Annotated in this window: 21 protein-coding genes; 17 read left to right on the plus strand and 4 right to left on the minus strand. The window is 48.4% G+C overall.

Annotated features, from left to right (window positions below; translation table 11 throughout):
• Positions 1 to 53: 53 nt before the first annotated feature.
• The 10 genes from hydG (at position 54) to C7U56_RS14475 (ending at position 11,589) form a co-directional block, all read left to right on the plus strand.
• Positions 54 to 1,481, plus strand: coding sequence for a [FeFe] hydrogenase H-cluster radical SAM maturase HydG (hydG, locus tag C7U56_RS14430; RefSeq protein WP_107001803.1), 1,428 nt, complete (start codon positions 54 to 56; stop codon positions 1,479 to 1,481).
• A 19-nt stretch (positions 1,482 to 1,500) separates the two neighbouring features.
• Positions 1,501 to 2,700 carry a [FeFe] hydrogenase H-cluster maturation GTPase HydF gene (gene hydF / locus C7U56_RS14435; protein ID WP_107001804.1) on the plus strand — a complete coding sequence of 400 codons (1,200 nt, stop codon included), beginning with the start codon at positions 1,501 to 1,503 and terminating at the stop codon, positions 2,698 to 2,700.
• A 461-nt stretch (positions 2,701 to 3,161) separates the two neighbouring features.
• Positions 3,162 to 4,115: a biotin synthase BioB gene (bioB, locus tag C7U56_RS14440; RefSeq protein WP_107001805.1), complete on the plus strand. Its 954-nt coding sequence runs from the start codon at positions 3,162 to 3,164 to the stop codon at positions 4,113 to 4,115.
• A gap of 18 nt (positions 4,116 to 4,133) precedes the next feature.
• The gene (locus C7U56_RS14445; protein WP_107001806.1) at positions 4,134 to 4,709 is read left to right on the plus strand and encodes a biotin transporter BioY; all 576 of its coding nucleotides are present in this window, start codon (positions 4,134 to 4,136) and stop codon (positions 4,707 to 4,709) included.
• A gap of 319 nt (positions 4,710 to 5,028) precedes the next feature.
• Complete coding sequence (locus C7U56_RS14450; RefSeq protein ID WP_107001807.1) at positions 5,029 to 5,643, plus strand: cytidylate kinase-like family protein; 615 nt, start codon at positions 5,029 to 5,031, stop codon at positions 5,641 to 5,643.
• Between the two features lie 609 nt (positions 5,644 to 6,252).
• Positions 6,253 to 8,301, plus strand: a complete 2,049-nt coding sequence (locus C7U56_RS14455; RefSeq protein ID WP_107001808.1) for a DHH family phosphoesterase — start codon at positions 6,253 to 6,255, stop codon at positions 8,299 to 8,301.
• A 2-nt stretch (positions 8,302 to 8,303) separates the two neighbouring features.
• Complete coding sequence (rplI, locus tag C7U56_RS14460; RefSeq protein WP_022358874.1) at positions 8,304 to 8,750, plus strand: 50S ribosomal protein L9; 447 nt, start codon at positions 8,304 to 8,306, stop codon at positions 8,748 to 8,750.
• 16 nt (positions 8,751 to 8,766) lie between these two features.
• The gene (gene dnaB, locus C7U56_RS14465) at positions 8,767 to 10,098 is read left to right on the plus strand and encodes a replicative DNA helicase (RefSeq protein ID WP_022358873.1); all 1,332 of its coding nucleotides are present in this window, start codon (positions 8,767 to 8,769) and stop codon (positions 10,096 to 10,098) included.
• A 78-nt stretch (positions 10,099 to 10,176) separates the two neighbouring features.
• Entirely contained in the window at positions 10,177 to 10,659 is a 483-nt protein-coding gene (locus C7U56_RS14470; RefSeq protein ID WP_107001809.1) for a GNAT family N-acetyltransferase, read from the plus strand.
• Positions 10,660 to 10,866: 207 nt separating this feature from the next.
• Positions 10,867 to 11,589 carry a helix-turn-helix domain-containing protein gene (locus tag C7U56_RS14475; protein WP_107001810.1) on the plus strand — a complete coding sequence of 241 codons (723 nt, stop codon included), beginning with the start codon at positions 10,867 to 10,869 and terminating at the stop codon, positions 11,587 to 11,589.
• Between the two features lie 84 nt (positions 11,590 to 11,673).
• On the opposite strand, the gene C7U56_RS14480 is transcribed toward C7U56_RS14475, so the two are convergent.
• Positions 11,674 to 11,844, minus strand: coding sequence for a DUF362 domain-containing protein (locus C7U56_RS14480; protein WP_107001811.1), 171 nt, complete (start codon positions 11,842 to 11,844; stop codon positions 11,674 to 11,676).
• Positions 11,845 to 11,983: 139 nt separating this feature from the next.
• Positions 11,984 to 12,733 (minus strand): adaptor protein MecA, encoded by a 750-nt coding sequence (locus C7U56_RS14485; protein ID WP_107001812.1) that lies wholly within the window; start codon positions 12,731 to 12,733, stop codon positions 11,984 to 11,986.
• A 332-nt stretch (positions 12,734 to 13,065) separates the two neighbouring features.
• On the opposite strand from C7U56_RS14485, the gene C7U56_RS14490 reads away from it, so the two are divergent.
• The 4 genes from C7U56_RS14490 to C7U56_RS14505 all read left to right on the plus strand — a co-directional run bounded on the left by C7U56_RS14490 (position 13,066) and on the right by C7U56_RS14505 (position 17,463).
• The gene (locus C7U56_RS14490) at positions 13,066 to 14,478 is read left to right on the plus strand and encodes a serine/threonine protein kinase (protein WP_181357265.1); all 1,413 of its coding nucleotides are present in this window, start codon (positions 13,066 to 13,068) and stop codon (positions 14,476 to 14,478) included.
• Between the two features lie 72 nt (positions 14,479 to 14,550).
• Complete coding sequence (locus C7U56_RS14495) at positions 14,551 to 15,168, plus strand: hypothetical protein (RefSeq protein WP_146143932.1); 618 nt, start codon at positions 14,551 to 14,553, stop codon at positions 15,166 to 15,168.
• 93 nt (positions 15,169 to 15,261) lie between these two features.
• A complete protein-coding gene (locus tag C7U56_RS14500; RefSeq protein ID WP_022358865.1) occupies positions 15,262 to 15,516 on the plus strand; it encodes a hypothetical protein in 255 nt (84 codons plus the stop codon).
• 261 nt (positions 15,517 to 15,777) lie between these two features.
• The gene (locus C7U56_RS14505; protein WP_107001815.1) at positions 15,778 to 17,463 is read left to right on the plus strand and encodes a glycosyl hydrolase family 18 protein; all 1,686 of its coding nucleotides are present in this window, start codon (positions 15,778 to 15,780) and stop codon (positions 17,461 to 17,463) included.
• 321 nt (positions 17,464 to 17,784) lie between these two features.
• Here C7U56_RS14505 and C7U56_RS14510 read toward each other — a convergent pair whose 3' ends face one another.
• Positions 17,785 to 18,669 (minus strand): gamma-glutamyl-gamma-aminobutyrate hydrolase family protein, encoded by an 885-nt coding sequence (locus C7U56_RS14510; protein ID WP_181357266.1) that lies wholly within the window; start codon positions 18,667 to 18,669, stop codon positions 17,785 to 17,787.
• Between the two features lie 411 nt (positions 18,670 to 19,080).
• Between C7U56_RS14510 and C7U56_RS14515 the strand changes: the two genes are divergently transcribed.
• Positions 19,081 to 21,042, plus strand: coding sequence for an aconitate hydratase (locus C7U56_RS14515; RefSeq protein WP_107001817.1), 1,962 nt, complete (start codon positions 19,081 to 19,083; stop codon positions 21,040 to 21,042).
• Positions 21,043 to 21,271: 229 nt separating this feature from the next.
• On the opposite strand, the gene C7U56_RS14520 is transcribed toward C7U56_RS14515, so the two are convergent.
• Positions 21,272 to 22,417 (minus strand): Fic family protein, encoded by a 1,146-nt coding sequence (locus tag C7U56_RS14520; RefSeq protein ID WP_107001818.1) that lies wholly within the window; start codon positions 22,415 to 22,417, stop codon positions 21,272 to 21,274.
• A gap of 357 nt (positions 22,418 to 22,774) precedes the next feature.
• Between C7U56_RS14520 and tnpA the strand changes: the two genes are divergently transcribed.
• Positions 22,775 to 23,185, plus strand: a complete 411-nt coding sequence (gene tnpA / locus C7U56_RS14525; protein ID WP_107001819.1) for an IS200/IS605 family transposase — start codon at positions 22,775 to 22,777, stop codon at positions 23,183 to 23,185.
• Positions 23,186 to 23,290: 105 nt separating this feature from the next.
• Positions 23,291 to 24,496 carry an RNA-guided endonuclease InsQ/TnpB family protein gene (locus tag C7U56_RS14530; protein WP_267895354.1) on the plus strand — a complete coding sequence of 402 codons (1,206 nt, stop codon included), beginning with the start codon at positions 23,291 to 23,293 and terminating at the stop codon, positions 24,494 to 24,496.
• Positions 24,497 to 24,667 lie beyond the last annotated feature (171 nt).

The following is a 24,667-nucleotide window of genomic DNA, read 5'->3' on the forward strand; positions in this document are numbered from 1 at the left end:
GGAGGAAAACATGATAGCTATCATCCTGACCTGTAAGAGAAGGAGAAGAGACTATGAGTTACAATTACAACCCATCATCCAAAAAGGCAGAGGAATTTATCAACCATGAGGAAATTTTAGAGACTCTTTCCTATGCCGAGAAGAACAAAAACAACGTGGAACTGATCGATCGGATTCTGGCGAAGGCGCGGCTTCGAAAAGGGCTGAGCCACCGTGAGGCGGCAGTGCTTCTTGACTGTGAGATTCCGGAAAAGGTGGAGGAGATCTTTGAACTGGCACGTCAGATCAAGCAGGATTTCTACGGAAACCGGATCGTCATGTTTGCGCCGTTGTATCTGTCGAATTACTGCGTGAATGGCTGCGTGTACTGTCCATACCACATGAAAAACAAGCACATTGCCAGAAAGAAGCTGACGCAGGAGGAAATCCGGCAGGAGGTAATTGCGCTTCAGGATATGGGACATAAACGTCTGGCGCTGGAGACGGGCGAGGATCCGGTTAACAGCCCGATCGAATATGTGCTGGACAGTATCAGGACAATTTACAGCATCAAGCATAAAAACGGGGCGATCCGCCGGGTCAATGTCAATATTGCGGCGACGACGGTGGAGAATTACCGGAAACTGAAAGAGGCGGGAATCGGAACATATATCCTGTTCCAGGAGACGTACCACAAGGAGAGCTATGAGCGCCTGCATCCGACGGGACCAAAGCACAATTACTGTTATCACACGGAGGCGATGGACCGCGCGATGGAGGGCGGCATCGATGATGTGGGAATCGGCGTTTTATTTGGTCTGGAGTTGTACCGGTATGAATTTGCAGGACTTTTGATGCACGCGGAACATCTGGAGGCAGTTTTTGGTGTTGGTCCGCACACCATCAGCGTGCCGCGCATCCGCCGGGCGGACGATATCGACCCATCGACCTTTGACAACGGTATCAGCGACGATATTTTTGAGAAGATCGTAGCCTGCATCCGGGTGGCAGTTCCGTACACGGGCATGATTATCTCAACGAGAGAGAGCAAAGCCTGTCGGGAGCGGGTGCTGCGGCTGGGCGTATCGCAGATCAGCGGCGGTTCCCGCACCAGTGTCGGCGGATATGCAGAGGAAGAGCCGGAGGAGGAAAATTCGGCGCAGTTCGATGTGAGCGACAACCGGACACTCGACCAGGTGGTCCGCTGGCTGATGGAATTAGGCTATATCCCAAGCTTCTGTACGGCGTGCTACCGGGAAGGACGGACGGGCGACCGCTTTATGAGCCTGTGCAAGAGCGGGCAGATTCAGAACTGTTGTCATCCGAATGCGTTGATGACGCTCAAGGAGTATCTGGAAGATTATGCGGCGCCGGGGACGAAAGAGATTGGAGAGAAGCTGATTCAGGCGGAGATCGGTTCGATTCCGAAAGAAAAAGTGCAGGAGATCGTGAGGAAAAATCTGGTTGAAATTGAAAAGGGGCAGCGGGATTTCAGGTTTTAGTTAAATCAGGAGGATCAAAATGGGAATGAATGAGACGCCGTCCGGCGAGCGGGTACATATCGCGTTTTTTGGACGGAGAAATGCGGGAAAATCGAGTCTGGTCAATGCGGTGACCGGGCAGGAGCTGGCGATCGTGTCGGACATCCGGGGGACGACGACCGATCCGGTCTATAAATCGATGGAGCTTCTGCCGCTTGGTCCGGTGGTTATCATCGACACGCCTGGAATCGACGATGAGGGCGAGCTGGGCTTAAAGAGAGTTGGCAAGACTCGTCAAGTCTTAAATAAGGCGGATCTGGCAGTCCTGGTGGTGGATGCGGTGGAAGGAATCAGCAGCTGGGAAGAAGAGATGATCCGGCTGTTTGAGAAGAAGGAAATCCCGTATCTGGTGGCTTACAATAAGATGGATTTGCTGACGGGAAAATCGGAACAGGAATCTGCTGTGAAACATACCGCCTATGTGAGTGCCCGGACGAGAGAAGGAATCCAGCAGTTAAAAGAGCAAATGGCACGCCTTACGTCGCAGGAAACGGATGAAAAGCGGCTGGCGGCTGATTTAGTAAAGCCGCTTGATACGGTAATTCTGGTTGTTCCGATTGACAAGGCGGCGCCGAAGGGGCGGTTGATTCTGCCGCAGCAGCAGGTCATCCGGGATCTGCTGGACATCGGTGCGATGCCGTTTGTCTGCCGGGAAAGTGAACTTTCGGAGACGTTTGCAAAATTGAAAGAAGATCCGGCATTGGTAATCACGGACAGCCAGGTATTTCCGCTGGTAGACCGGCTGACGCCGCCGCAGGTGCGTCTGACTTCCTTTTCCATTTTGTTTGCGCGGTATAAGGGGGATCTGAAACAGGCGGCAGAGGGCGCAAAAGCGCTGGAAATGATACAGGACGGAGATCCGATCCTTATTTCCGAGGGCTGTACGCATCATCGCCAGTGCGGTGACATCGGCACGGAGAAGCTGCCGGACTGGATCCGTCAGTACACGGGAAAAGCGCCGGAGTTTCATTTTGCGTCGGGGACGGAATTTCCGGAGGATGTGTCCGGCTATAAGCTGATCGTTCATTGCGGCGGCTGTATGCTGAATGCGCGGGAGATGAAGAGCCGTCTTCGCAGCGCTGCCGATCAGGAGATCCCGATGACCAATTATGGGATTTTGATTGCCTATATGAAGGGAATTTTGAAACGGAGCATGGGGGCACTGGAGCCGGTCAGGTAGGAAATTTGGGCGGAGAAATGAACGGAAAGAGCGTAAATAATTAGAAACTTAGAAATAAAGGCGGATAAAGCTGCTGGACGATGGAAATGCCTGTCGGACAGCAGCTTTGTTTCATAGGAAATTCCCTATTACACAAAAAGGCACTAACGTGCCAATGATGCGCACTCGTGCGAAGATGTAGGTTGTCGCAAGCGACCGCGCGAGACGCCCGGATGTGCCAAGGCACATTTTTTTTGCTGCCATGAGTCTGGAAAATAGCTGGAGGATATCTGGAAAAATGCAGGTTTTTTGGATTTAGCAGACACCAGAATGTAAACTATATTAATCTGGCATGTTGACATTTAAAAATCAACGGTTTATAATAGCGAAAGTTAGCTAAATGAGAAAAATGGGATATTTTTGAGTTTGACCGAAGGATAACTAAAGAAAAAGTGTTTTGATTTTGATAAGGAGTAGAAGATATGAGTTTACAACTGGCAGAAGATATTATAAAAGGACGCCGTCTGAAACGGGGCGAGGATTTAAGCTTTTTATTGAGTGAGGATCTGGATGAGCTCTGTGCGGGAGCTGATAAAATCCGGAAGGAGCTCTGCGGCAACCATGTGGATCTGTGTTCTATCATTAATGGACGAAGCGGACGCTGCGGCGAGGACTGCAAGTTTTGCGCGCAGTCAGCCTGTCATCATGCGAAGGTGGAAGAATATCCATTTCTGGAGCCAGAGGAGATTCTGGAGGACTGCAAGCGTCATGAGGCGAAGAAGGTACATCGGTACTCCATCGTGACGGCGGGACGTGCGCTGACGGGAGCGGAGATGGAGAAGGCGCTTCGGGCATACCGCGCTATGAAGAAGGAATGTAAGGTAGAGCTCTGCGCCTCCCACGGACTTCTGTCACAGGAAGATTTCAACCGTCTGAAAGAGGCGGGCGTGGGACGGTATCATGCTAATATTGAGACTTCCCGGAGAAATTTCCCGAATATCTGTACCACACATACATTTGAGGACAAGCTGGAGGTCATCCGGCGTGCGCAGGCGGCAGGACTTTCCGTTTGTTCCGGCGGTATCATCGGCATGGGAGAAACCTGGGAAGACCGGATCGACATGGCAATCACGCTGAGCGAGCTTGGAATCAAGTCAATTCCGCTCAATATCCTGCGTCCGATTCCGGGCACGCCGCTGGAACATCAGGCAGCGCTTTCGGAGGATGAGATCCTGCGGACGATTGCCATTTTCCGCTATATCAATCCGACCGCGATGGTCCGTCTGGCAGCAGGACGAAATTCTATGAAACATTCCGGTGAGCAAGCATTCCGCTCCGGCGCGAATGCAGCCATCACCGGAGATATGCTGACAACCTCCGGAAACCGCATCAGCGAGGACCAGGAGATGCTGGCAGCGATGGGTTTCACATTATAAAAAAGGAGCATTCATATCATGAGTAAAATACTTTCCGCAGAAGCGGAGCACAGACCTTACTTTACAACCAAACGGATGGCGCTGATTGGCGTGATGACGGCGGTAACCTGTATTCTGGGACCGCTCTCGATTCCGCTTCCATTCAGCCCGGTTCCGATTTCCTTTACAAACCTTGCTATTTATCTGGCGGCATATGTGCTGGGAATGAAAGCTTGCACGATCAGTTACCTGATTTATATGCTGCTTGGCATGGTGGGCATTCCGGTATTTTCCGGCTTTACGGCAGGAGTCGGTAAACTGGCAGGACCGACCGGCGGCTATCTCGTCGGATTTATCCTGATGGCGCTGATTGTTGGATTTTTCGTAGATCATTTTCCGGGCAAAGTAGCCCTGCATATCGTTGGCATGGTACTGGGACTGGCAATTTGCTATATTTTCGGAACGGTATGGCTGGCAGGTCAGCTTAACATGACCTTTGTAGCCGGACTGGGTGTGGGTGTTATCCCGTATCTGCCGGGCGATGCAGTCAAAATCATTTTCACAGCTTTGATCGGACCGAAGCTGCGCCGGGAAATTTACCGGTTAGGAGACTAAAAAGAGTTTGGCTGTAAAAACGACAGTTTAGATAAAATGATAATTTAAAATGAAGACCAGATGGGTGAAAGTGGAATACATAAAACGCTTTCACCCATCTTTTTTGTGAATGAAACGAAGAAGTTAGTTGGAATTTTATAGAAAGTAAGAAGAAAAGAGAAAAATAAAAGCAAGAGAAAACAGAAATAATTACATATATGAAATAAGATGCAGAAAAATAAGAAGGATATGCGACTAAACTTGAACAATTTTGAGGCATATGTTATACTAAAGACAGAAAAAGAGGGAGTCCCCGGAGGAACAGGGAGGAGGCAGTTGTATGGAGAAAAAGATTATCACTATCAGTCGTGAATATGGAAGCGGAGGTCGTCAGATTGGTCTGACAGCGGCTAAAAAACTGGGAATGGAATTTTATGATAAGGAATTGATCGATGCTGCTGCGAAGGAGATCGGTTTTCCAGCGGAAATTATTGCGGATCGTGAGCAGCGCCTGACAAATAGCCTGCTTTACAATTTCGCGATGGGAACTTTGTATGGACTTTCCTATCCGAAGGAGCCGAAGCTCAGTGAACTGCCATTGACAGAGCAGATCTATGTGGCGCAGAAGAAGGCGATCGAGGAGGCGGCAAAGCGCGGAAGCTGCGTATTCATCGGCAGATGTGCCGATTATATTCTGAAAAGCCGTCCGGATGTACTGCGTGTCTTTGTTTATGCGGATCGTGATATCCGGCTTCGCCGCGCGATTGATGAGTACGGGGATCTGGAAGAGCATATTGATGAATTTATGCACCAGACCGACAAACGCCGCCGGATCTACTATGAAAACTATACGAATCAGCGCTGGGGCGACAGAGAAAACTATGATCTGATGCTGAACAGTGGAGATTTGGGAATTGAGAAGTGCGTGGAGTTGATTTGCCAGGCGGTGAAGTAAAAGAAGAGTGGCATTTATAGTTTCATGCAGTCGATATGAGGATATCTAAGATAACAGATGCAAAGAAGATGATTGAAATTTTTTGTAGTTATGTTATCTATATATAAAGGATCTCACCGATAGACGGTTGGACCCTTAAATGATAAGTTAAAAATAACCGCTCAAGTTTGCAGGACCGGGGCGGTTATTTTTGTGTCTTATTACTAGCTCGACCAACTTTATAGCCGAGACTAAAGCATATAAAGCATTTCGTAAAAGATATACGAGCGCAGGTTACTGTACACGTATGCGTGAATAGTAACTAGCACGTTATTGTTCGCGGGTAGGCACTTTTGGAACCGAAAGTGCCGTAAGAAAACGTGGTGGCAGCAGGAATTTGCCGTATTTAAATGCGAAGCCACGGCAAATTCCGTTACTGGGCACGTATGCGTGCACAGTAACTAGCACGGCGGCTCTGGCTTGTCAATGGGGGATTGTCTGGACGAATCCCCCTCACTATGCTATAATAAGGGGCATCAAGTCATTTTGGTTGCTTTATCGTTACTGCTCATGGCAGGTATTTTGAAAACCGGCACATGGACAGCAACATTGTATGCACGGGAGAATGAGATGAAAGAAAATATGAAAATACGAGGTCAGCTGCGGACGTATCTGCAGTGGCCGATTATACTGTCGGTATTCCTGTTGGCGGCGAACCTGGCAGTTGGGATCGTGAGCCCGGCTGCCGGTCTTGTGATGTCCGGATTTACGGTTATATATGTGCTGGTGGCACTCTGGCTGTTCATGTACCGGAGAAAACGTCTGATGGGCGGACTGGTGGAGTTTTCGGCGGAGTATGCGTGGGTGCAGAAACAGCTCCTCTATGAGATGGCGGTGCCGTATGCCATCGCGGACACAGAGGGACATTTCCTCTGGTTGAACCACTCCTTTTCGGAGATCGTCGGGGAAGATAAAAACTGCCGTAAGAATATCGCAGCGGTCTTTCCGGAACTGACGCGGGAATTTTTGGATGAGATGGACGAAAAAACGAGCGTTCATTCTTCATTTGACGGCAGATTTTACCGGATCGATATCCAGCAGGTGGCGCTGAGCGAGACGGAAGGTATGAAGCTTGGCGCGGTGGACGAGGACAGCGGCGAGATGCTTTTAGTGCTGTATCTCTGCGATGAGACGGAGATTCTGCGCTGCAAGCAGCAGATCAACAACCAGCGTCTGGTGGCGGGACTTATCTATCTCGACAACTACGACGAGGCGCTGGAGAGTGTCGAGGAGGTACGCCGTTCCCTGCTGGTTGCCCTGATTGACCGGAAAATTACGAAGTATTTCATGGCGATGGAAGGTATCGTCAAGAAGCTGGAAAATGACAAGTATCTGTTTGTGATCAAGCAGCAGTACACGAAAGAGATTCAGGAGAGCCGCTTTTCGATCCTGGAGGATGTCAAGACGGTTAATATCGGAAATGATATGGCTGTCACGCTGAGTATCGGTATGGGTATGAACGGCGACAGCTACATCCGCAACTATGAGTATGCGAGAACGGCGATTGATATGGCGCTGGGACGCGGCGGCGATCAGGCGGTCGTCAAGGATGGCACGAAGATCCGCTACTACGGCGGCAAATCGCAGCAGCTGGAAAAAACGACCCGTGTCAAGGCACGTGTCAAAGCGCATGCGATGCGCGAGCTGATGGATACGAAGGATAAGATGCTGATCATGGGACACAAGATCGGCGATACGGATTCCTTTGGCGCGGCGATTGGTATCTGGCGGATTGCGACCTCTTTTAATAAAAAGGCGCGGATCGTCATCAATGGGGTCAATTCTTCCGTGAAACCGATGATGGCGCGGTTTGAAAACAGCTCTGATTACCCGGAGGATCTGTTCTTAACCGGCGAGGAAGCGGCAGAGTGGGCGGATTCCAACACGATGTTAGTTGTGGTTGATGTCAACCGCCCGAGTATCACGGAGGCACCGGAATTGCTCAAGCAGATCAAAACGATCGTGGTGCTTGACCATCACCGCCAGAGCAGCGAGATCATTGATAATGCAGTGTTATCTTATGTCGAGCCGTATGCATCTTCGGCGTGTGAGATGGTAGCCGAGGTATTGCAGTACATCGGCGACGACGGCATCAAGATCAAGCCGGCGGAGGCGGATGCGATGTACGCCGGTATCGTGATTGACACAAACAATTTCATGAACCAGGCAGGTGTCCGCACCTTCGAGGCGGCGGCGTTCCTGCGTAGAAACGGCGCGGATGTCGTGCGTGTGAGAAAGCTGTTCCGCGACCGTCTGGAGGACTATCGGGCGAGAGCTGAGGCGATCCAGAAAGCAGAGATTTATCACGGCGCATTTGCGATTTCTGTGTGTCCGTCCGAAGGACTTGAAAGTCCTACCGTGGTTGGCGCACAGGCGGCAAATGAGCTGCTGGATATTGTAGGCATCAAGGCGTCATTTATCCTGACGCAGATGGGCGACACGATCTATTTCAGCGCGCGTTCGATCGATGAGATCAACGTGCAGATTATCATGGAGCGCTTGGGCGGCGGCGGACACCGCACGATTGCGGGCGCACAGCTTAAGGGTGCGACGATCGATGAAGCCAGAGAGAAATTAAAAGATCTCATTACGGATATGATGGAGAAAGGAGAAATATAACGATGGAAGTTGTATTATTAGAGGATGTAAAGGCACTTGGCAAAAAAGGTCAGATTGTAAAGGTAAGCGACGGCTATGGACGCAACTTTATTCTGACAAAGAAACTGGGAATCGAGGCAACACCGAAGAACTTAAATGATCTGAAGCTGCAGAAGGCAAATGAGGCGAAGATCGCGGCAGAGCACCTGGCAGCAGCGAAGGATCTGGCAAAACATCTGGAGGATAAGTCCATCACCCTGTCCATCAAGGCAGGCGAGGGCGGAAAAGCATTCGGCTCTGTTTCTTCCAAGGAGATTGCAAAGGCGATCAAAGATCAGTTAAATCTGGATATTGACAAGAAGAAACTGGTTCTGCCGGAGCCGATTAAGACCTTTGGCACACACGAAGTTCCGATCAAGCTTCACAAAGAAGTAACCGGAAAACTGGCAGTAAAGGTTGTAGAAGCTTAATATGGAGGACTGAATCATGGATGAAGCCCTGATAAAGCGGGTTCTCCCGCACAGTGTAGAGGCGGAACAGTCAGTCATCGGATCCATGCTTATGGATCGGGAAGCAATTATCGCGGCGTCTGAGATTATCACAGGCGCCGATTTTTACCAGCACCAGTACGGCGTCATGTTTGAGTCGATGGTCGAGCTTTTCAATGAAGGAAAGCCGGTCGATCTGGTGACGCTTCAAAATCGGCTGCGCGAAAAAGATGTTCCGCCGGAGGTCAGCAGCCTGGACTTTGTCCGGGATATCATGACATCTGTGCCGACCTCGGTCAATGTCAAATCGTATGCCAATATCGTGCGGGAAAAGGCAGTCCTGCGCCGTTTGATAAAAGTGAATGAGGAGATTGAAAACCTCTGTTACGGCGGAAGGGACAAGCTGGAGGATATTCTGGCGCACACGGAGAAATCGGTGTTTGACCTGCTTCAGAGCCGCGGAGGCGGAGAGTTTGTGCCGATCCGCCAGGTGGCGTTGAATGTTCTGGAAAAGATTGAGGCGGCGTCGAAGAGCAACAGCACCGTCACGGGTATTCCGACCGGATTTATCGATCTGGATTACCGGACGTCGGGATTCCAGCCGTCCGATTTTATTTTGATTGCGGCGCGTCCTTCGATGGGTAAGACGGCGTTTGTTCTGAATGTCGTCGAGCATGTGGCGGTCAAAAAAGGGCTTCCGTGCATGGTATTCAGCCTGGAAATGTCGAAGGAACAGCTGGTCAACCGTATGCTGTCGATGGAGTCGAATGTCGATTCCCAGAAGCTGCGTACCGGTACGCTGACGGATTCCGACTGGGATGCCGTCGTGGAAGGCATCGGTACGATCGGAAGTTCCAAGCTGATCATCGATGATACGCCGGGTATCTCGATCTCGGAGCTGCGCTCGAAATGCCGCAAGGTGAAGCTGGAGTACGGTTTAAGCCTTGTCATTATCGACTATTTACAGCTGATGAGCGGCAGCGGAAAGAGCGGAGAGAACCGCCAGCAGGAGATTTCGGAGATTTCCCGTTCACTAAAGGCGCTGGCGCGAGAGCTGAATGCGCCGGTTATCTCCCTGTCGCAGCTTTCCCGTGCCTGCGAGACACGTCCGGACCATCGTCCGATGCTTTCGGATCTGCGTGAGTCTGGTGCGATTGAGCAGGATGCCGATGTGGTTATGTTTTTGTACCGTGATGATTATTACAACAAGGATACGGATACGCCGAATATCGCGGAGGTAATCATTGCTAAACAGCGTAATGGTCCGATAGGAACGGTGCAGCTGATGTGGAGACCGGAGCTGACGAAGTTTGCGAATTTGGCGAAATAACGATAGAATCGTGTAAGGGACGGGACCGGATAAATATATGATTGATAAAAGATTATTATGTAAAAAGGAATATGAGAAATGTTTGAATTGATAAAAGAATCGGATCTGGACACCGTCCGCCATTTTTACCGTGCCTTAGCTGGAACCGAGTTTTGTGCCTGGACGGACATCTATCCAGGGGAGCCGGAGCTTCAGTCGGATTTTTCCAGGGATTCGCTTTTTTGTATCCGGGATGATGTGTCGGGGGAGATCGCGGGGCTGGTTTCGATCGATGATGATCCGGAGGTGGAATCGATTCCGTGCTGGTCGGAAGAGCTGCAGCCGTCGGCAGAAATTTCCAGACTGGGTGTGGCGGAGAAGTACCAGAACCGAGGCATCGCACGCGAGCTTCTGGCAGGCGCGATGGAGGAACTTAGAAGACGCGGCTGCAAGAGTGCCCATATGCTGGTGGCGAAGGATAATGTGAAAGCGCTGCGGTCATACGCGAAGCTGGCCTTTGAGAAGGTCGGTGAGTATGTGCTGCAGGGGCATGATTACTGGTGCTTTGAGAAGAAGCTGTAGAATGGAGAGGGGAAATTTAATCCCCTCTTTTTATTTATGTCATTCATTCGCCTTCTACCGTCAGCGAGCTGGCATTTAGCTACGATATGGTAATCGTTCCGATCGATGGTGAAGGAGTTCCGGAACTTGTTTTTTATGTAAATGCTATTCATATTTAGTTTGAACCCCGCATATAGTAGTAGTAAGGTACCGGGGAGGACAAGCAGAATGAATAAGAACAAGCATTACCTGATTTCGGATGCTTCCAGACAGGTGCAGGTGGAGGCTCACGTGCTCCGGTACTGGGAGGACGAGCTGGGGCTTCCGATTCCGAGAAATGAACTGGGGCATCGGTACTATACGGAGTTTCATATCCAGCTGTTCCGTCAGATCAAGCAGTTGAAGGAACAGGGGTACCAGTTGAAAGCCATACGGGGAATCCTCGGAAAAGTGGAAGAAAATCAGAAAACAGAACCGGAAGCGCTTTTGGAAGCGCAGGCACAGGCGGTTTTCCGGGAAACGGGAACAGGAGAGCGTAACATGAGCAGGCAGGAAAATATGGAAATGAAAAAAAATACAGAGGTAGAAAACAAGGAAACAGAACTGCCGCAGGCAGAGGTTTCCCAGCCTCTGGCGGGGGAGAAGATGCGCCAGTTTCAAGAGATCATGAACCAAGTCATCGGGCGTGCGATCGAGGAAAACAGCGAAAAACTGAGCCAGGACGTCAGCTATCTGGTGCATGATAAATTGATGAAGGAGCTGGAATACCTGATGCGGGTCTCTGATGAGCGGGAGGAAGAGCGCTTCAAGCGCCTCGACGAGGTCATCCGCGCGTATCAGCGGGAAAACCAGGGGCGAGCGGAAGCAGCGGCGGCTGCGCCAGGGCGGTTTCCATTTTTCCGGTCCCGTGTAAAGAAAAAGAAATTTGGACGGAATGGGAACAAGATGTGATAAGTTCTGCAAAAGGGCATAAAAAAAACCTGTCGGAAACGACAGGCTTTTTTATGTAGATATTTCGTTTTTGTTTGTGTTTAATTAGCCCTGCTCGATAGCGCCGGTCGGACATACGCCTGCACATGTACCGCAGTCGATGCAGCTGTTAGCGTCGATATCGTATTTGCCATCTCCCTGAGAGATTGCTCCAACTGGACATTCGCCAGCACAGGAACCACAACTTACACAAGAATCAGTAATTACAAATGCCATGATAAAATCCTCCTTTTATATTTATGCGTTTGGCTATATTTTATACTAAAAATGCGAAATATTCAAGGAGAAATTGATGGTTTTCATGTTCTAAAATAAAAGCAATGGAAAAAACCGATTTTTCTGGAAGTCAGTATTCCTACAGGGTCGAGAGCGTTGAGAGCGCGTGCTCCCGGACGATCGTCTCATAATGCTCCTCATAGTATGCCTCAAATGCATTCGGGGCAGCGGCAGTCTTTAATGGTTCGCTGTACTCGGACAGGAGATTGCACAGGCGGTTGAATGCGTCGGTGCTGTCGGCTGTCTGGCGGACAACAAGGTAGTAACGACCATCGGACGGGTGTTTATAAAGCGTGTTCGGTGTTTCGCAGACTGGAGCTGCGATGCGCGCTGCCCGGCAGACCTCGTCGAGGGAGCCGAAAGTAAAAATACGCGCTGCCGGCAGTTTGGAACCTGGCTCTGCATTTTCAGTGGAAGGCGCGTCCGAACCGGTCAGCGGGCTTGCGGCAGTATTTTTGCCATTGTCAGTAAATAGGCTTAAAAGCCCGTCCGCGCCCTCTAAAAGCTCGTTGGCAAGCGCTGTCAGAGGCTCGTCCTCGTTTCCCGGGGAAAAGCGTGAAAAGCGGGTGTCCAGCTCTTCCGGGTCCTCGATCTTGGTAATGATCAGCATGATGCTCTCACTGGAGAGCGGAATTGCTTCCACCATCAGAGGAATATCGTCCGCCTCGAAGCCGACTTCATTCGATGCCTTCTGGATCATTTCATGGAACAGTTTTTTCGCCTTTTCCGTGCCATAGGCGAGTTCGCCCAGATTTAAGTTGCGGGCGCTCAGATCGCTGCTTGTCAGGGTGCAGCGGATCTGGTTTTCGTTGATGCGTTCTATTTTCATGGATTTTCACTTCCTTGTCTTTTGGGTGGTTAAGATACCGAATGCTTCGTGCTTCGCACTTCCGCAATTTTGCAAGACATTCGTAAGCCGCTCATTTTTCTGCGGAAAAAGGCTGCTTACTCATGTTTTGGACTTTGGAACCTTGGTATTCATCATACTATATAATATAATCACTTGGCAATTTGAATATGAAAAAAAAGCATAAAATCTTTCTAAAAACGGTTGCGGGAACCGAGGGGATCGTATACAATGAATCTTGAGAGGTGGTATAGACCGAAAGGAGGCGCGGTACGGAAGCAGCCGTTCTATTTGGAAAATACCAGCTGGAACGTGTGATCGGACGCGGTCGGAGCGGAACTGTTTTTTTAGCCAGGCATCTGGGGCTTGATGAAGAGAGAGCGATTAAGCGTGTCAGGCGGACAGAGAGCGGTTTCATTCAGGAAGCAGCGCTTTTGAAGCGGCTGCGCCATCCGGGAATCCCGATCATCTACGATCTGGAAATTGACGAAAATTATTATTATCTCATCGAGGAATATCTGTGCGGTGAGTCGTTGTATGCCCGAATTGAGAGAACGGGCAGTCTGCAAACGGGAGAGCTTATCCGTCTGGGAATTGAGCTTTGCCGGATCATGAATTATCTGCATTCATTCAAACCAAATCCAATCTTATATTTAGATCTCCACCCCGGGAATCTTCTAATCTGCCGGGAACAATTAAAATTGATTGATTTTGATCAGGCGGCACTGGCGTCTTTGAGCCAGGAACGATCTGTTTGCTATGGAACAAAAGGCTTTGCAGCCCCCGAACAGTACGAGGGAGGGACTCTGGATGAGAGGACCGACATCTATGCCATTGGCGCCCTCCTGTACTATATGGGGACAGGGCATGCCCCAGAGGGGGAGATAAAAGCAGGACAGGGAAGCTGTCGGGGAGATCTGTACATTCTTATGGGGCGATGTCTCAGAATAGAGAAAAAAGAGCGCTGCCAGAGTGTCCGGGAAGTGTTAAAGGCATTGGAAAAACTGGAGGCGCGCATATTTGCAGAACGTCATATACCACTTCTCAGGATTGCCGCAGCAGGCAGCCGGAGCGGAATCGGGGTTACACATACCGCACTTGGCGCGGTCCGATATCTGCGGCAGAAAGGAGTTTCCTGCCTTTACAGGGAGCAGAATGACACGGGGGCAGTCCGCAGGCTGGCATCCTGGTATGGGCTGGCGCCGGATGAACATGGAATTTATTACATGGACGGTCTGGCGTTGAAACCCAGATACAGCGATGTGGTGCAGCTGGAACAGCCAGTGTTTGAAGTGATTTTAGATGACTGCGGAACCGAGCTCCAGACGGTTCTGGAGGGGGAGTATGATTTGATTCTTTTCGTCTGTGGATTGCAGCCGTGGGAGAAAGAAGATTCTCTGCGGGCGATCCGGTTTCTGGGAGCAGAAGAGGGACTCCAGATTTTATTAAATCACAGAAAATGCGGGCGGGATTATCTTCCGGAGGAGGTCCGGCATCTTAGGTATCTGCGGCTTCCGTTTTTAACCCCGCCGTTCGATGCAGGCGGAAGGCGGGGGCAGGAAAATGAGGCAGCGGAGGAGACAGAATTTTTTGAAAGGATTTTCTGGGAGGCAGCTCTCAAAAAAGGACGGGGGACCAGGCAGGCAGCAAAAGAAGGGGGACTCTGGCGGAACATCCGGCGAAGGTGGGAGCGCTTTATGGGTGGATTCCCGTGGCAGTGGAAATAGGAGGAAATACAGATTAAAATCGGAAAACGGGGCGAAAGCTCAAAAGTGGGGCGAAAATTCAGGCAAAAACCAGTGCCAGACACAAAGCAGGTCGGGACAGAACGCTTGGAATGTATCGGGATAGCCGGGAGCGGACCATCGGTTGGGGTGACACACTTTTCGCTTATGACGGCAGCATATCTGTCCGGGGTTCTGTGCCGGCGAACGGCGGTTCTGGAACAAAATGAGAGCGGCTCATTTGCACAGCTTGAAAAGATATTCCGGACGGGAAAAAGAAGGGAAAAACCGGTTATAGACGGGGCAGGACAGCCGTTTGAAATTAGGGGAATTTTTTTCTATCAAAAGGCTGAACGTGCAGAATGGTACGATTGTTCGGAAAGGGGGATGGAGGCGATGGTGATCGACTTCGGAGCCTTGACACAGAAGAATCAGGATGCCTTTTTTCGATGCAGCCGCTGTTTTCTGGTCGGTTCGGTCAGCGGATGGCAGCTGGCAGATTTTGCGGCATTGGCAGCAGAAAAGCAAAAATGGAAAAAATGGTGTGAGTATTTCGTCTCATTTGGAGAAGAGGAAGCTGTAAAAATGGCAGAGCAATATCTGGATATCCGGATCCGGCGAATCCCACTGCAGAAGAACGCATTGATGGTTACGGGAGAGTCCATGACTTTTTTTGGAAAATTCCTACGATAAGCGAGGCAGACCTGGGGTTATAAATTACCGATTATCTCCGAAAGGTCAGAAAAGGCAGAATGGTCTGTTTTCGCGGAATGGAGAAGGTGTGGAATGGTAGTAAGAAAAAGTAAAAAAGAAGAGGCAGAGAGGAGGCGTAGGGAACAGCAGAGAATATTTGTCGAGGGATTACAGCGATATAAGAGTAAAGGAATCCAGATTTTAATTGATGGGAGGGAGTGCAGGCCAGAAGAATACAGGAAGCTGTGTGAGTTCCGGGAGGACGGCTCGTTTTATATGGCTGATTACGTCGGAGCGGAGACAGGAGTGCTGACAGAGATACATTTTGACCGGGTTTACAACCGGTGATAAGAGAGGTGCCGTTTTGTCCGTATCTGGACAGTCCGCCGGATTTTTCTTTCGGAGAAAATGGTGAGAACTGTTTAGATGGTGCTATTACAGTTACTGGGCACGTATGCGTAAACAGTAACCTATTACAGGGAAAATGAAAGAGGAGTTAAGAAAAAAGTCAACATTCCATGGAGCTGGTGTGATATAATAAGGGCACTTAGCGAGGTATTTTCGAGTTTAGTGCTTATGGTATTACCTTAACATACACCGGAGGAAAACATGGAAAGAGGAAGATCAAGGAAAGCACGTTCGGGCTGTCTGGGACGGATTTTCGGGTTTGTGCTGTTTTTAATCGTGGCAGCCGTTGGTGTGATTGCAGCGGTCAAATATATGCCAAGCCGGGAGAGGGCGGATCTGGATGCTCTGTACGCGGCGGGCGGCAGCGACCGGGTGGCGCTGTATCTGAACTATGAACGTCAGGAGGAGAGCGGGGTCTACGTGGACGGGCAGACGTATCTGCCGGCTACGTGGGTAGATGCGAACTTAAATGAACGTTTTTACTGGGATGCCAATGAGGAAATACTGGTGTACGCCCTGCCGGAGGAGATCGTGAAAAGCGACGAGACGACAGTGGATGAGGACGGAAAAAAGATCCTTTACCGGGATGGCGATGCAGTTTATCTTTCACTGGCTCTGATTCAGAAATACACCGATGTGCGTCTGCAGGCGTATGATGGTGAGGCACAGAAGCGGGTTTTCGTGGAAAATAACTGGGATCCGGTCACGGTGGCAGATGCGGCGTGGAGCGCCAAGATCCGCTTAAGAGGCGGCTTGAAAAGCCCGATTGTGACTGAGATAAAGCGCGGCGGGACAGTGACGGTGCTGGAACAGTATGACAACTGGGCGAGAGTCATGACACCGGACGGTCATATCGGATATATGCACAAGTGGAAGATGAAAAATCTGCATGAGGAGACGTTAAAGAGTGATTTTACTGCTCCGGTCTACCAGAATATTTCACTGGATCAGAAGATTGTGATGGTCTGGCATCAGGTAACGATCGCGGCGGCAAACCAGGCGATGGATTCTCTGATTGCAAAGACGAAAGGTGTCAATGTCATCGCGCCGACGTGGTTTACGCTTAGCAGCAACAGCGGCGCGTATGAATCTCTGGCAGATAAGTCCTATGTGGATCGGGCGCATGAAAAAGGTCTGCAGGTCTGGGCGGTACTCGACAATTTCAGCCGCGAATGCAGCAAGAACGTGCAGGCGGAGGTGCTTCTTTCCAGGACGTCTGTGCGCGAAAAACTGATTGAAAATATGATGACAGAGGCGGACCGTTATGGATTTGACGGTATCAATCTGGATTTTGAGAGTTTGAAGACGGCGGCGGGTGTCCATTACATTGAGTTTATCCGCGAGCTGTCGGTTTCCTGCCGTAAGAAAGGGCTGGTGCTGTCGGTCGATAACTATGTTCCGGCGGTATATAACCGTTTCTACAACCAGAAAGAGCAGGGCAACGTCGCAGATTATGTGATTATCATGGGTTATGATGAGCACTATGCAGGCGGCGAAGCCGGTTCTGTTTCTTCGATCGGATATGTCGAAAACGGCATCAAAGATATGCTTTCCCTGGTTCCGAAGGAAAAGGTAATCAACGCAGTCCCGTTCTACACAAGGCTCTGGACGGGAAGCGGCGACAATGCGTCCTCCCGTGCGATGGGAATCTCCGAGGCGACAAAATGGGTGTCGGAGAGCGGCATGGATCTGACCTGGGATGATTCGGCTGGTCAGTATTACGGCAGGCTGGACAGCCAGAACGGCGAACAGCAGCTCTGGATGGAGGAGACAAGGTCTCTGGGACTCAAGATGGATTTAATCAAGAAATACGACCTGGCAGGCGTAGCCGGATGGCGGCTGGGGCTGGAAACCAGCGACGTCTGGGATGTGATTGGCTGGGAGTAGAGACAATTTAATTAAGATTCAATGATTCAAAGTAGGGTGGAAGTCTCATGCGGGAGCGTGGGGCTTCTGCTTTTTTATGTAATAGGAAATTCCTTGGGATCCCCTATTACACAAAAAGGCACTAACGTGCCAATGATGCGCACTCGCGCGAAGATGTAGTTTGTCGCAAGCGACCGCGCTCGGCGCGAGAATGTGCCAAGGCACATTCTTCTTTATAAAAAAGAGCGTCTTGGACAAAAAACCTCCGGGCGGAAAGATTGATTCATCCGCCTGGAGGTTATTAAAACATCAAAAATATTGTTTTGTCTGGGAGAAATGTGATTATTCTGCCTCTTTTGCCTGATCGATCAGGTTGGTGTAGAAAGCAAGAAAACTGTCATCACCTTCAGCGATCATAGCTTCCGGATGGAACTGTAAGCCCATCACGTAGTCTTTATCTTCTCTGACGATTGCTTCGATGATTCCATCTGGAGCAGTAGCAACGACTTTCAGGTTGTCACCTAACTGATCGACTGCCTGATGATGCCAGGAGTTTACAGTGTAGGTGCCTTCTCCGCCAAATGCGGCAGCAACGATGTTATCTTTGTCTACGGTAATCTCATGTTTTGCGAATACCTTACGGTCCGGATCGCGATGTTCGATATCGGACGGATTCTGAGTCGGAAGATCCTGATATAAGGTACCGCCGCTTAATACGTTTAAGAACTGCATGCCACGGCAGGTGCAGAGCATCGGGATATCCTCATCGAGAGCTGCCTTGATTAAAAGAGAATCAGAAGTATCTCTGACTTCGTTTACAGTCTCTAATTTTTCGTTTGGCTCTTCGCCGTAGTAGCTCGGATCAATATCTTCGCCGCCGGTCATAACCAGAGCATCGATTTCTGCCAGAGCATTTTTCGCGTCATCCTCGGTTTTGATCTGAGGAAGATAAATTGCTTCGCCGCCAGCTTTGGTAACGGCATCTATATATAACTGTGCATCTTCGTCGATTTCGTCTGCATTCCATGAAACGCCGACTTTGACTTTCTCTTCTTCGTCATTCGCCGCTTCTTCGGCAGTCTCTGCTTCGCCTTCTGTCTCGGTGACTTCGGCTTCAGCCGCTGTTGTATCGGCTGCCGGTTCAGACTTTGTTCCACAAGCTGTTAAAGAAAAAGCCAGGGATAAAGAAAGAAGCACTGCACTGGTCATCATTTTAATTTTTCTCATTCGAATTTCCTCCCTAATACAAATTGTCCTCCCAAACATGGCTGGATTCTAACATAAAACAGTCAGAAAAATACAAAAAGATACATAAAATTACATAATAAAATAAAATAATTTTTAATGATACATAAAAGATATAATATAATTTTGTAGATATACGAAAAATGAGCGAAAATAAGGAGGCGTAAATGGAAGCGAAGAATTGAGTAGGGAGGAGTACGGGGAAAAGCCCTGATAACAGAAAGTTATACCTTCATTCCCTTTCTTAATTGGATTTTCCCCGCAGGCAGGCGTTACAATAAGGACGGAAAAAACAGACGGGCAGCCGGGTCAAGGCTGCGGGGCTGATAGAGATGGCGGAGTGCAGGAAAGACTCCGAGAGAATATGACAAACCAAATGGAGGAAATCAAAACATGGGGAAATCACTTACCAGAAAGATTATTGAGTCACATTTCGTATCGGGCGATATGACGCCGGGCAAAGAAATTTTTATCAAGGTGGATCAGACATTGACACACGATATCAATGCCGTTATGACTTATCTGGCATTCGAGGCGATCGGGCTGGACCGTGTCCGCACGGAGTGCAGCGTCAGCTACCTCGATCACAATTTATTATATGTAGATAATAAGACGCCGGACGACCACATTTATTTGCAGTCCGCAGCAAAGAAATTCGGCGTGTATGTGTCCAGACCGGGCAACGGCATCTGCCATACCGTTCATGTATCCCGTTTTGGTGTGCCAGGCAAGGTATCGATGGGCGGAGACAGTCACACACCGCATGGCGGCGCGATCGGTATGCTGTGTATCGGTGTCGGCGGCATGGATGTAGCAACGGCGATGACGGGTGTTCCGATGCGTCTGACGATGCCGAGAGTCGTCCGTGTCAACCTGACCGGTAAATTAAGACCGGGCTGCAACTCGAAGGAAGTTATCCTGGAAATGCTTCGCCGCGTGACCATCAAGGGCGGTCTGGGAAATGTATATGAGTACGTGGGACCGGCAGTTGCCGAGATGGAGATTCCGGCACGTGCGACTATCGCAAACATGGGTGCGGAAATGGGCGCGACCACTTCCATTTTCCCGGCAGATGCACAGGTAAAGAGATTTCTGGCTGCACAGGGACGTCCGGAAGCATACACAGAGCTTCTTCCGGATGAGGACGCCGAGTACGACGAGACGATCGATATCAATTTAAGCGAGTTAGAGCCGTTGATCGCATGTCCGCACCAGCCGGACAATGTTATGCCGCTGCATCAGGCGGAAAAGAAGAGAGTACAGCAGGTATTTATCGGAAGCTGTACCAATGCAAGCTATGCCGATATTGCAAAAGCAGCACTTGTATTTAAGGGACATCATGTGAATGAGGATGTAAGCTGTACCTGTGCGGTTTCTTCCAAGCAGGTGTACCGTCAGCTGATGCGCGATGGATATGTGGAGATGCTTCTGGATGCAGGTGTCCGTCTTCTGGAGATTGCCTGTGGTCCGTGCTGCGCAATCGGTCAGACTCCGGCGACCGACGGTGTGGCAGTCCGCACCTCCAACCGTAATTTCAAGGGACGTGCCGGGAATCCGACTGCCAAGATCTATCTGGTAAGCCCGGAGAGTGCTGCAGCGACAGCGATTATGGGGACCTTCGCAACGGCAGAAGATATTATGGGTGAAAATGTGAAGATCCTGGATTCAATTCACGAGCCGGATCAGTACGATATTGATGATTCGATGATTCTTCCGCCGCTGTCTCCGGAGGAAGCTGCGAAGGTGGAGATTGTCCGCGGACCGAACATCAAGTTTCTTCCGGTTCCGGAGCCGCCGCAGGAGACACTGGATGCTCCTATCAGCTTAAAAGCCCGTGATAATGTATCCACCGATGATATTACACCGGCAAGTGCTGAGTTCAGCAGTATGCGTTCCAATATTCCGCTGATGTCCCAGTATTGCTATCATCGATATGATCCGGAATTTGCAGCTCGCGCAAAAGAAATGGGACAGAGCGTTATCATCGGCGGTGAAAACTATGGACAGGGTTCCTCCCGTGAGCATGCGGCTATTAATCCCATGTATCTGGGTGTAAAAGCGGTCATTGCCAAGAGTATTGCCCGTATCCATAAGGGAAACCTGGTAAATCATGGCGTAATTCCAATGTTGTTTGAGGATGGAGCTGATTATGACCTCCTGGAGCAGACAGATGAGCTTCATATCGATAACCTGCGGGAGCAGATTGCAGCACGCCGTGTACAGATTACCGATAAGACAAAAGGATTCTCCTTCTGGGCTAAATTAGAATTGACGGATAAAGAAATCGAAGTTGTCTTAAATGGCGGACAGCTGAGGACACTGAAAAAACAGCTGGAAGCAGAGAAAGAAGCGTAGTCATTTATTAATTATGCCTCCATTATATTTTTATATACAATAACTACTTATTCACCAACTTATTTATTTTGGGAAAAGGCGCCTGTGCGGATGTGCAGGCGCTTTTTCGTGCGACTTGACGGAAGAAAGACATTTGTAGTAATCTTGTGGTAGAATAAGAGTGAAGATTGTGAAAGAAATTGAGAAAAAGACATTGTTTGGAGCGCTTTTTGCGGTGATAGTCAAGGCGTTAAGTGTCCTTACGGAGAATATCGAGGTATTCGGTATAAGAATATATCTTCGCCTTTCCAGATTTGTCTGTTTGCTTCAAGATTCCATCATTGACCAAAATGGAGACTACCTTTGACACAGTATTATAGGACATGTCAAGAGCTGTAGAGGTTTTCTGAATATCAATAATAGGATTTGATTCCAAATAGGCAAACACTTTAAGAACGCTGGTACGCTGTCTCTTTGTGAGAGCATCAAATAATTTTGTGCTTTTATCGTGTAATGCAGTAAGATAATCAATTGTATGAATCGCATCTTCTGCGGAATCTGCAAAAGCCTGAAGGAAAAAAGAAATCCATTGCTCATAATCACCAGTACGTCGCACCTGAGTCATACGGTCATAGTACTCAATACGGTTCATCTTGAGGTAATAAGAAATATAGAGTGCGGGAGTAGACAGAATGCCTTTTTCCATTAGGAAGAGCGTAATGAGAAGTCGTCCAACACGTCCATTACCATCAAGGAAAGGGTGAGTGGTTTCAAATTGATAGTGGATTAATGCGGCTTGAATCAAAGGGTCAAGAGTATCATCACTATTGATATATTTTTCAAGGTCGGACATGGCTGTTAGCATATCTTCAGGATTTGGCGGAATATATCGAGCGTTTTTGAGAGTACTTCCCTGACCGCCAATCCAGTTTTGTGAATACCGGAATTCGCCAGGATTCTTTTCCTGTCCTCGCGCGCTTTCCAGAAGAACTGCATGAGTTTCTTTAATTAGACGATTGCACAGAGGTAGTGTTTTCAGCCGCTCAAGCGCAAACTCAGTCGCACGGATATAGTTAACAACATCGGAAACATCTCGATTGGTGTTGTCTTCAATCAGAGGATTCAAGATATCCTCAAGGGTGCACTGTGTACCTTCAATCTGTGAGGAAAGAAGGGCTTCTTTACGGACATACATGGAAACAAAAAGTCCCATGTTTGGTATACGGGAGGAAAGCCCTTCAAGTGTTGCTATTTTCTTGTTTGCATCAATAAGTTTCGTGAGAAGCTCACCAGATACCTCAATAGGAGGATTTGGTGGAAGCGGAGCTGGCCGAAAGGATTCATACGCCATTTCGCCTGACAGATTACTCACGAGTGTTCCTGCTCGGTTTGTCATAATTGTTTTTTTCCTCCGAAAAATGGAAATTGAAATTTTTGAGGCTATTTTAGCATAGAAATTTCAAGAAATCAACTTATTGTGAAAATAAAGAACGGAAGAAATTTCAGAAAAACGGCTTTTTGTGAAATTACTCAAGCAAAATTACCTTGGAAATTTCAAGTTTAGGACAATAAGCGGGAATCCTCGGCAATTTAATTACCGAGATGAAAGCGCAGGAGTGTGCATATCTGCACAATGCAAATAGTATAATAATTCTCATCCTTTGATGGTAATGCCGTAACCGGCATACAATAAAAACGAAAATATGTTCGAATAATAATTGCGTATTACACTTCAATATGATATACTATATGTATGAAAGGAAATCTGATACATTATAGAACTTGCGTGTGTAATATTAACTACCATATGGTATGGTCGGTGAAATACAGACGGAAGATATTAACCCCAGAAGTTGAGAAATACTTACAGGAACTCGTGCAGCAGATAGCTGACGATAAAGGTTTTACCGTTCATTTATTTGAATGTGGTGAAGGTGATCATGTTCACTGTTTTGTATCAGCTCCACCAAAGCTGTCAATAACAGCCATTATCAAGTATCTGAAGGGGATCACAGGCAGGAAATTATTCGAACGTTTTCCGGAAATAAGAAACCAGTTGTGGAAGGGAGAACTGTGGAACCATTCCTATTATGTGGAAACGATCGGATCCGTATCTGAGGAAAATATTCGTCGTTATATTGAACATCAGAGCGAGTCGTATTAATTCAATGTGAATTGTAAATATTCATATGCGTGGCTGTTTGAAGGGGGAAGGGGAATGCTGTTGTCGCACAGAACATCGGTTAATATCCGGCCGGAATATTCTAATATGATAGGGCATATGTGTTACGCTGCTTCCAAGCTCTGGAATGTCTGCAACTATGAACGCCGTCGATATAAAGAATTGGGGATGGAGAAGTATCCTGACTGGTATTATCAGAAGAAAGCGCATAAAGGAGATCTGTGGTATAGACAGCTTCCGTCCCAGACAGCGCAGGAGACCTGCAAGCAGCTGGATAAAGCCTGGAAATCATTTTATGCTCTTAAAAAGACCGGCGGGATCAAAGCGCCAAATCCTCCGCAATTTAAACAGGACAATATACCGATCACTTACATGCAGATGGGAATTCGGCATGAGAAGGGTTCCGGCCAATTACGGCTGTCTCTGTCAAAGGATCTGAAAAGCTACATGGAAGAAACTTACGGGATTCATGAAAAATTTCTATATCTTGAAAATAAGATTTTCAGGAACATGGATCACATAAAGCAGCTGCGGATCTATCCACCGGAAGATGGAAAATGTGACCTTATCGTTATCTATGAGGTCAAAGAACCAGAACCGCTTTCCCTGAATGGCCATTATTTATCAATGGATCTTGGAATTCATAATCTGATGACCTGTTATGATTCCGGAAATGGAAGGAGTTTTATTCTAGGAAGAAAATATCTTTCGCTGGAAAGATACTTTCACAAAGAAATCAGCAGGGTTCAATCAATATGGTATGCACAGCAGGTGGAAAACGGCATAAAATATCCCCGATCATCGAAACATATCAAGAGGCTTTATCGGAAAAAACAGAACGCAGTAAAGGATTACCTTCATAAGGTGACCAGATGGCTTGCAGAATACTGTAAAAAAGAAAGGATAAGCTGTGTAATCATAGGAGATATCCGAAATATCCGTAAAGGAAAAGATATAGGGCACAAGACAAACCAGAAGTTTCACGGACTGCCGTATAATAAACTTTATATCATGTTGGAATATAAACTAAAACTGTATGGAATATCACTGACAAAACGGGAAGAAAGCTATACCAGCCAGTGCAGCCCGTTTTCACCAGAAATATCAAAAAGATATGCAGAAGCATCAAACAGAAAAGAGCGGGGCATGTATATAACGGATGGAGTAAGATATAATGCGGATGCAGTAGGAGCATTTAATATCCTGCGTAAATATCTTTCCGTATCCGGAAAACAGAAAGAACTGTCCGTAACCGGACTAAAGAATCCAGAAATAATAAAAGTAGCTGTATAGCCGAAAGGTAAGCAGTAGTGGTGTCATGGACGCACCCTGAAAAAAGGCGGTATCCCGCCAGATTTCAGATGCTCTGGTAACTTAGTTACCGAGTAGTTCACAATTTTATATTTTGATTTTGCCTTGACCCGGACGGATTGCCGCTGGAGCTGCACGAATAATTATGGGAGA

This window comes from Clostridium fessum (assembly GCF_003024715.1).
Lineage (GTDB): Bacteria > Bacillota > Clostridia > Lachnospirales > Lachnospiraceae > Otoolea > Otoolea fessa.

Bases quoted from the DNA above. Each gene is read 5' to 3' on its own strand.
- hydG (WP_107001803.1), top strand. From the start codon at position 54: ATGAGTTACAATTACAACCCATCATCCAAAAAGGCAGAGGAATTTATC.
- hydF (WP_107001804.1), top strand. From the start codon at position 1,501: ATGGGAATGAATGAGACGCCGTCCGGCGAGCGGGTACATATCGCGTTT.
- bioB (WP_107001805.1), top strand. From the start codon at position 3,162: ATGAGTTTACAACTGGCAGAAGATATTATAAAAGGACGCCGTCTGAAA.
- C7U56_RS14445 (WP_107001806.1), top strand. From the start codon at position 4,134: ATGAGTAAAATACTTTCCGCAGAAGCGGAGCACAGACCTTACTTTACA.
- C7U56_RS14450 (WP_107001807.1), top strand. From the start codon at position 5,029: ATGGAGAAAAAGATTATCACTATCAGTCGTGAATATGGAAGCGGAGGT.
- C7U56_RS14455 (WP_107001808.1), top strand. From the start codon at position 6,253: ATGAAAGAAAATATGAAAATACGAGGTCAGCTGCGGACGTATCTGCAG.
- rplI (WP_022358874.1), top strand. From the start codon at position 8,304: ATGGAAGTTGTATTATTAGAGGATGTAAAGGCACTTGGCAAAAAAGGT.
- dnaB (WP_022358873.1), top strand. From the start codon at position 8,767: ATGGATGAAGCCCTGATAAAGCGGGTTCTCCCGCACAGTGTAGAGGCG.
- C7U56_RS14470 (WP_107001809.1), top strand. From the start codon at position 10,177: ATGTTTGAATTGATAAAAGAATCGGATCTGGACACCGTCCGCCATTTT.
- C7U56_RS14475 (WP_107001810.1), top strand. From the start codon at position 10,867: ATGAATAAGAACAAGCATTACCTGATTTCGGATGCTTCCAGACAGGTG.
- C7U56_RS14480 (WP_107001811.1), bottom strand. From the start codon at position 11,844: ATGGCATTTGTAATTACTGATTCTTGTGTAAGTTGTGGTTCCTGTGCT.
- C7U56_RS14485 (WP_107001812.1), bottom strand. From the start codon at position 12,733: ATGAAAATAGAACGCATCAACGAAAACCAGATCCGCTGCACCCTGACA.
- C7U56_RS14500 (WP_022358865.1), top strand. From the start codon at position 15,262: ATGGTAGTAAGAAAAAGTAAAAAAGAAGAGGCAGAGAGGAGGCGTAGG.
- C7U56_RS14505 (WP_107001815.1), top strand. From the start codon at position 15,778: ATGGAAAGAGGAAGATCAAGGAAAGCACGTTCGGGCTGTCTGGGACGG.
- C7U56_RS14510 (WP_181357266.1), bottom strand. From the start codon at position 18,669: ATGAGAAAAATTAAAATGATGACCAGTGCAGTGCTTCTTTCTTTATCC.
- C7U56_RS14515 (WP_107001817.1), top strand. From the start codon at position 19,081: ATGGGGAAATCACTTACCAGAAAGATTATTGAGTCACATTTCGTATCG.
- C7U56_RS14520 (WP_107001818.1), bottom strand. From the start codon at position 22,417: ATGACAAACCGAGCAGGAACACTCGTGAGTAATCTGTCAGGCGAAATG.
- tnpA (WP_107001819.1), top strand. From the start codon at position 22,775: ATGAAAGGAAATCTGATACATTATAGAACTTGCGTGTGTAATATTAAC.
- C7U56_RS14530 (WP_267895354.1), top strand. From the start codon at position 23,291: ATGATAGGGCATATGTGTTACGCTGCTTCCAAGCTCTGGAATGTCTGC.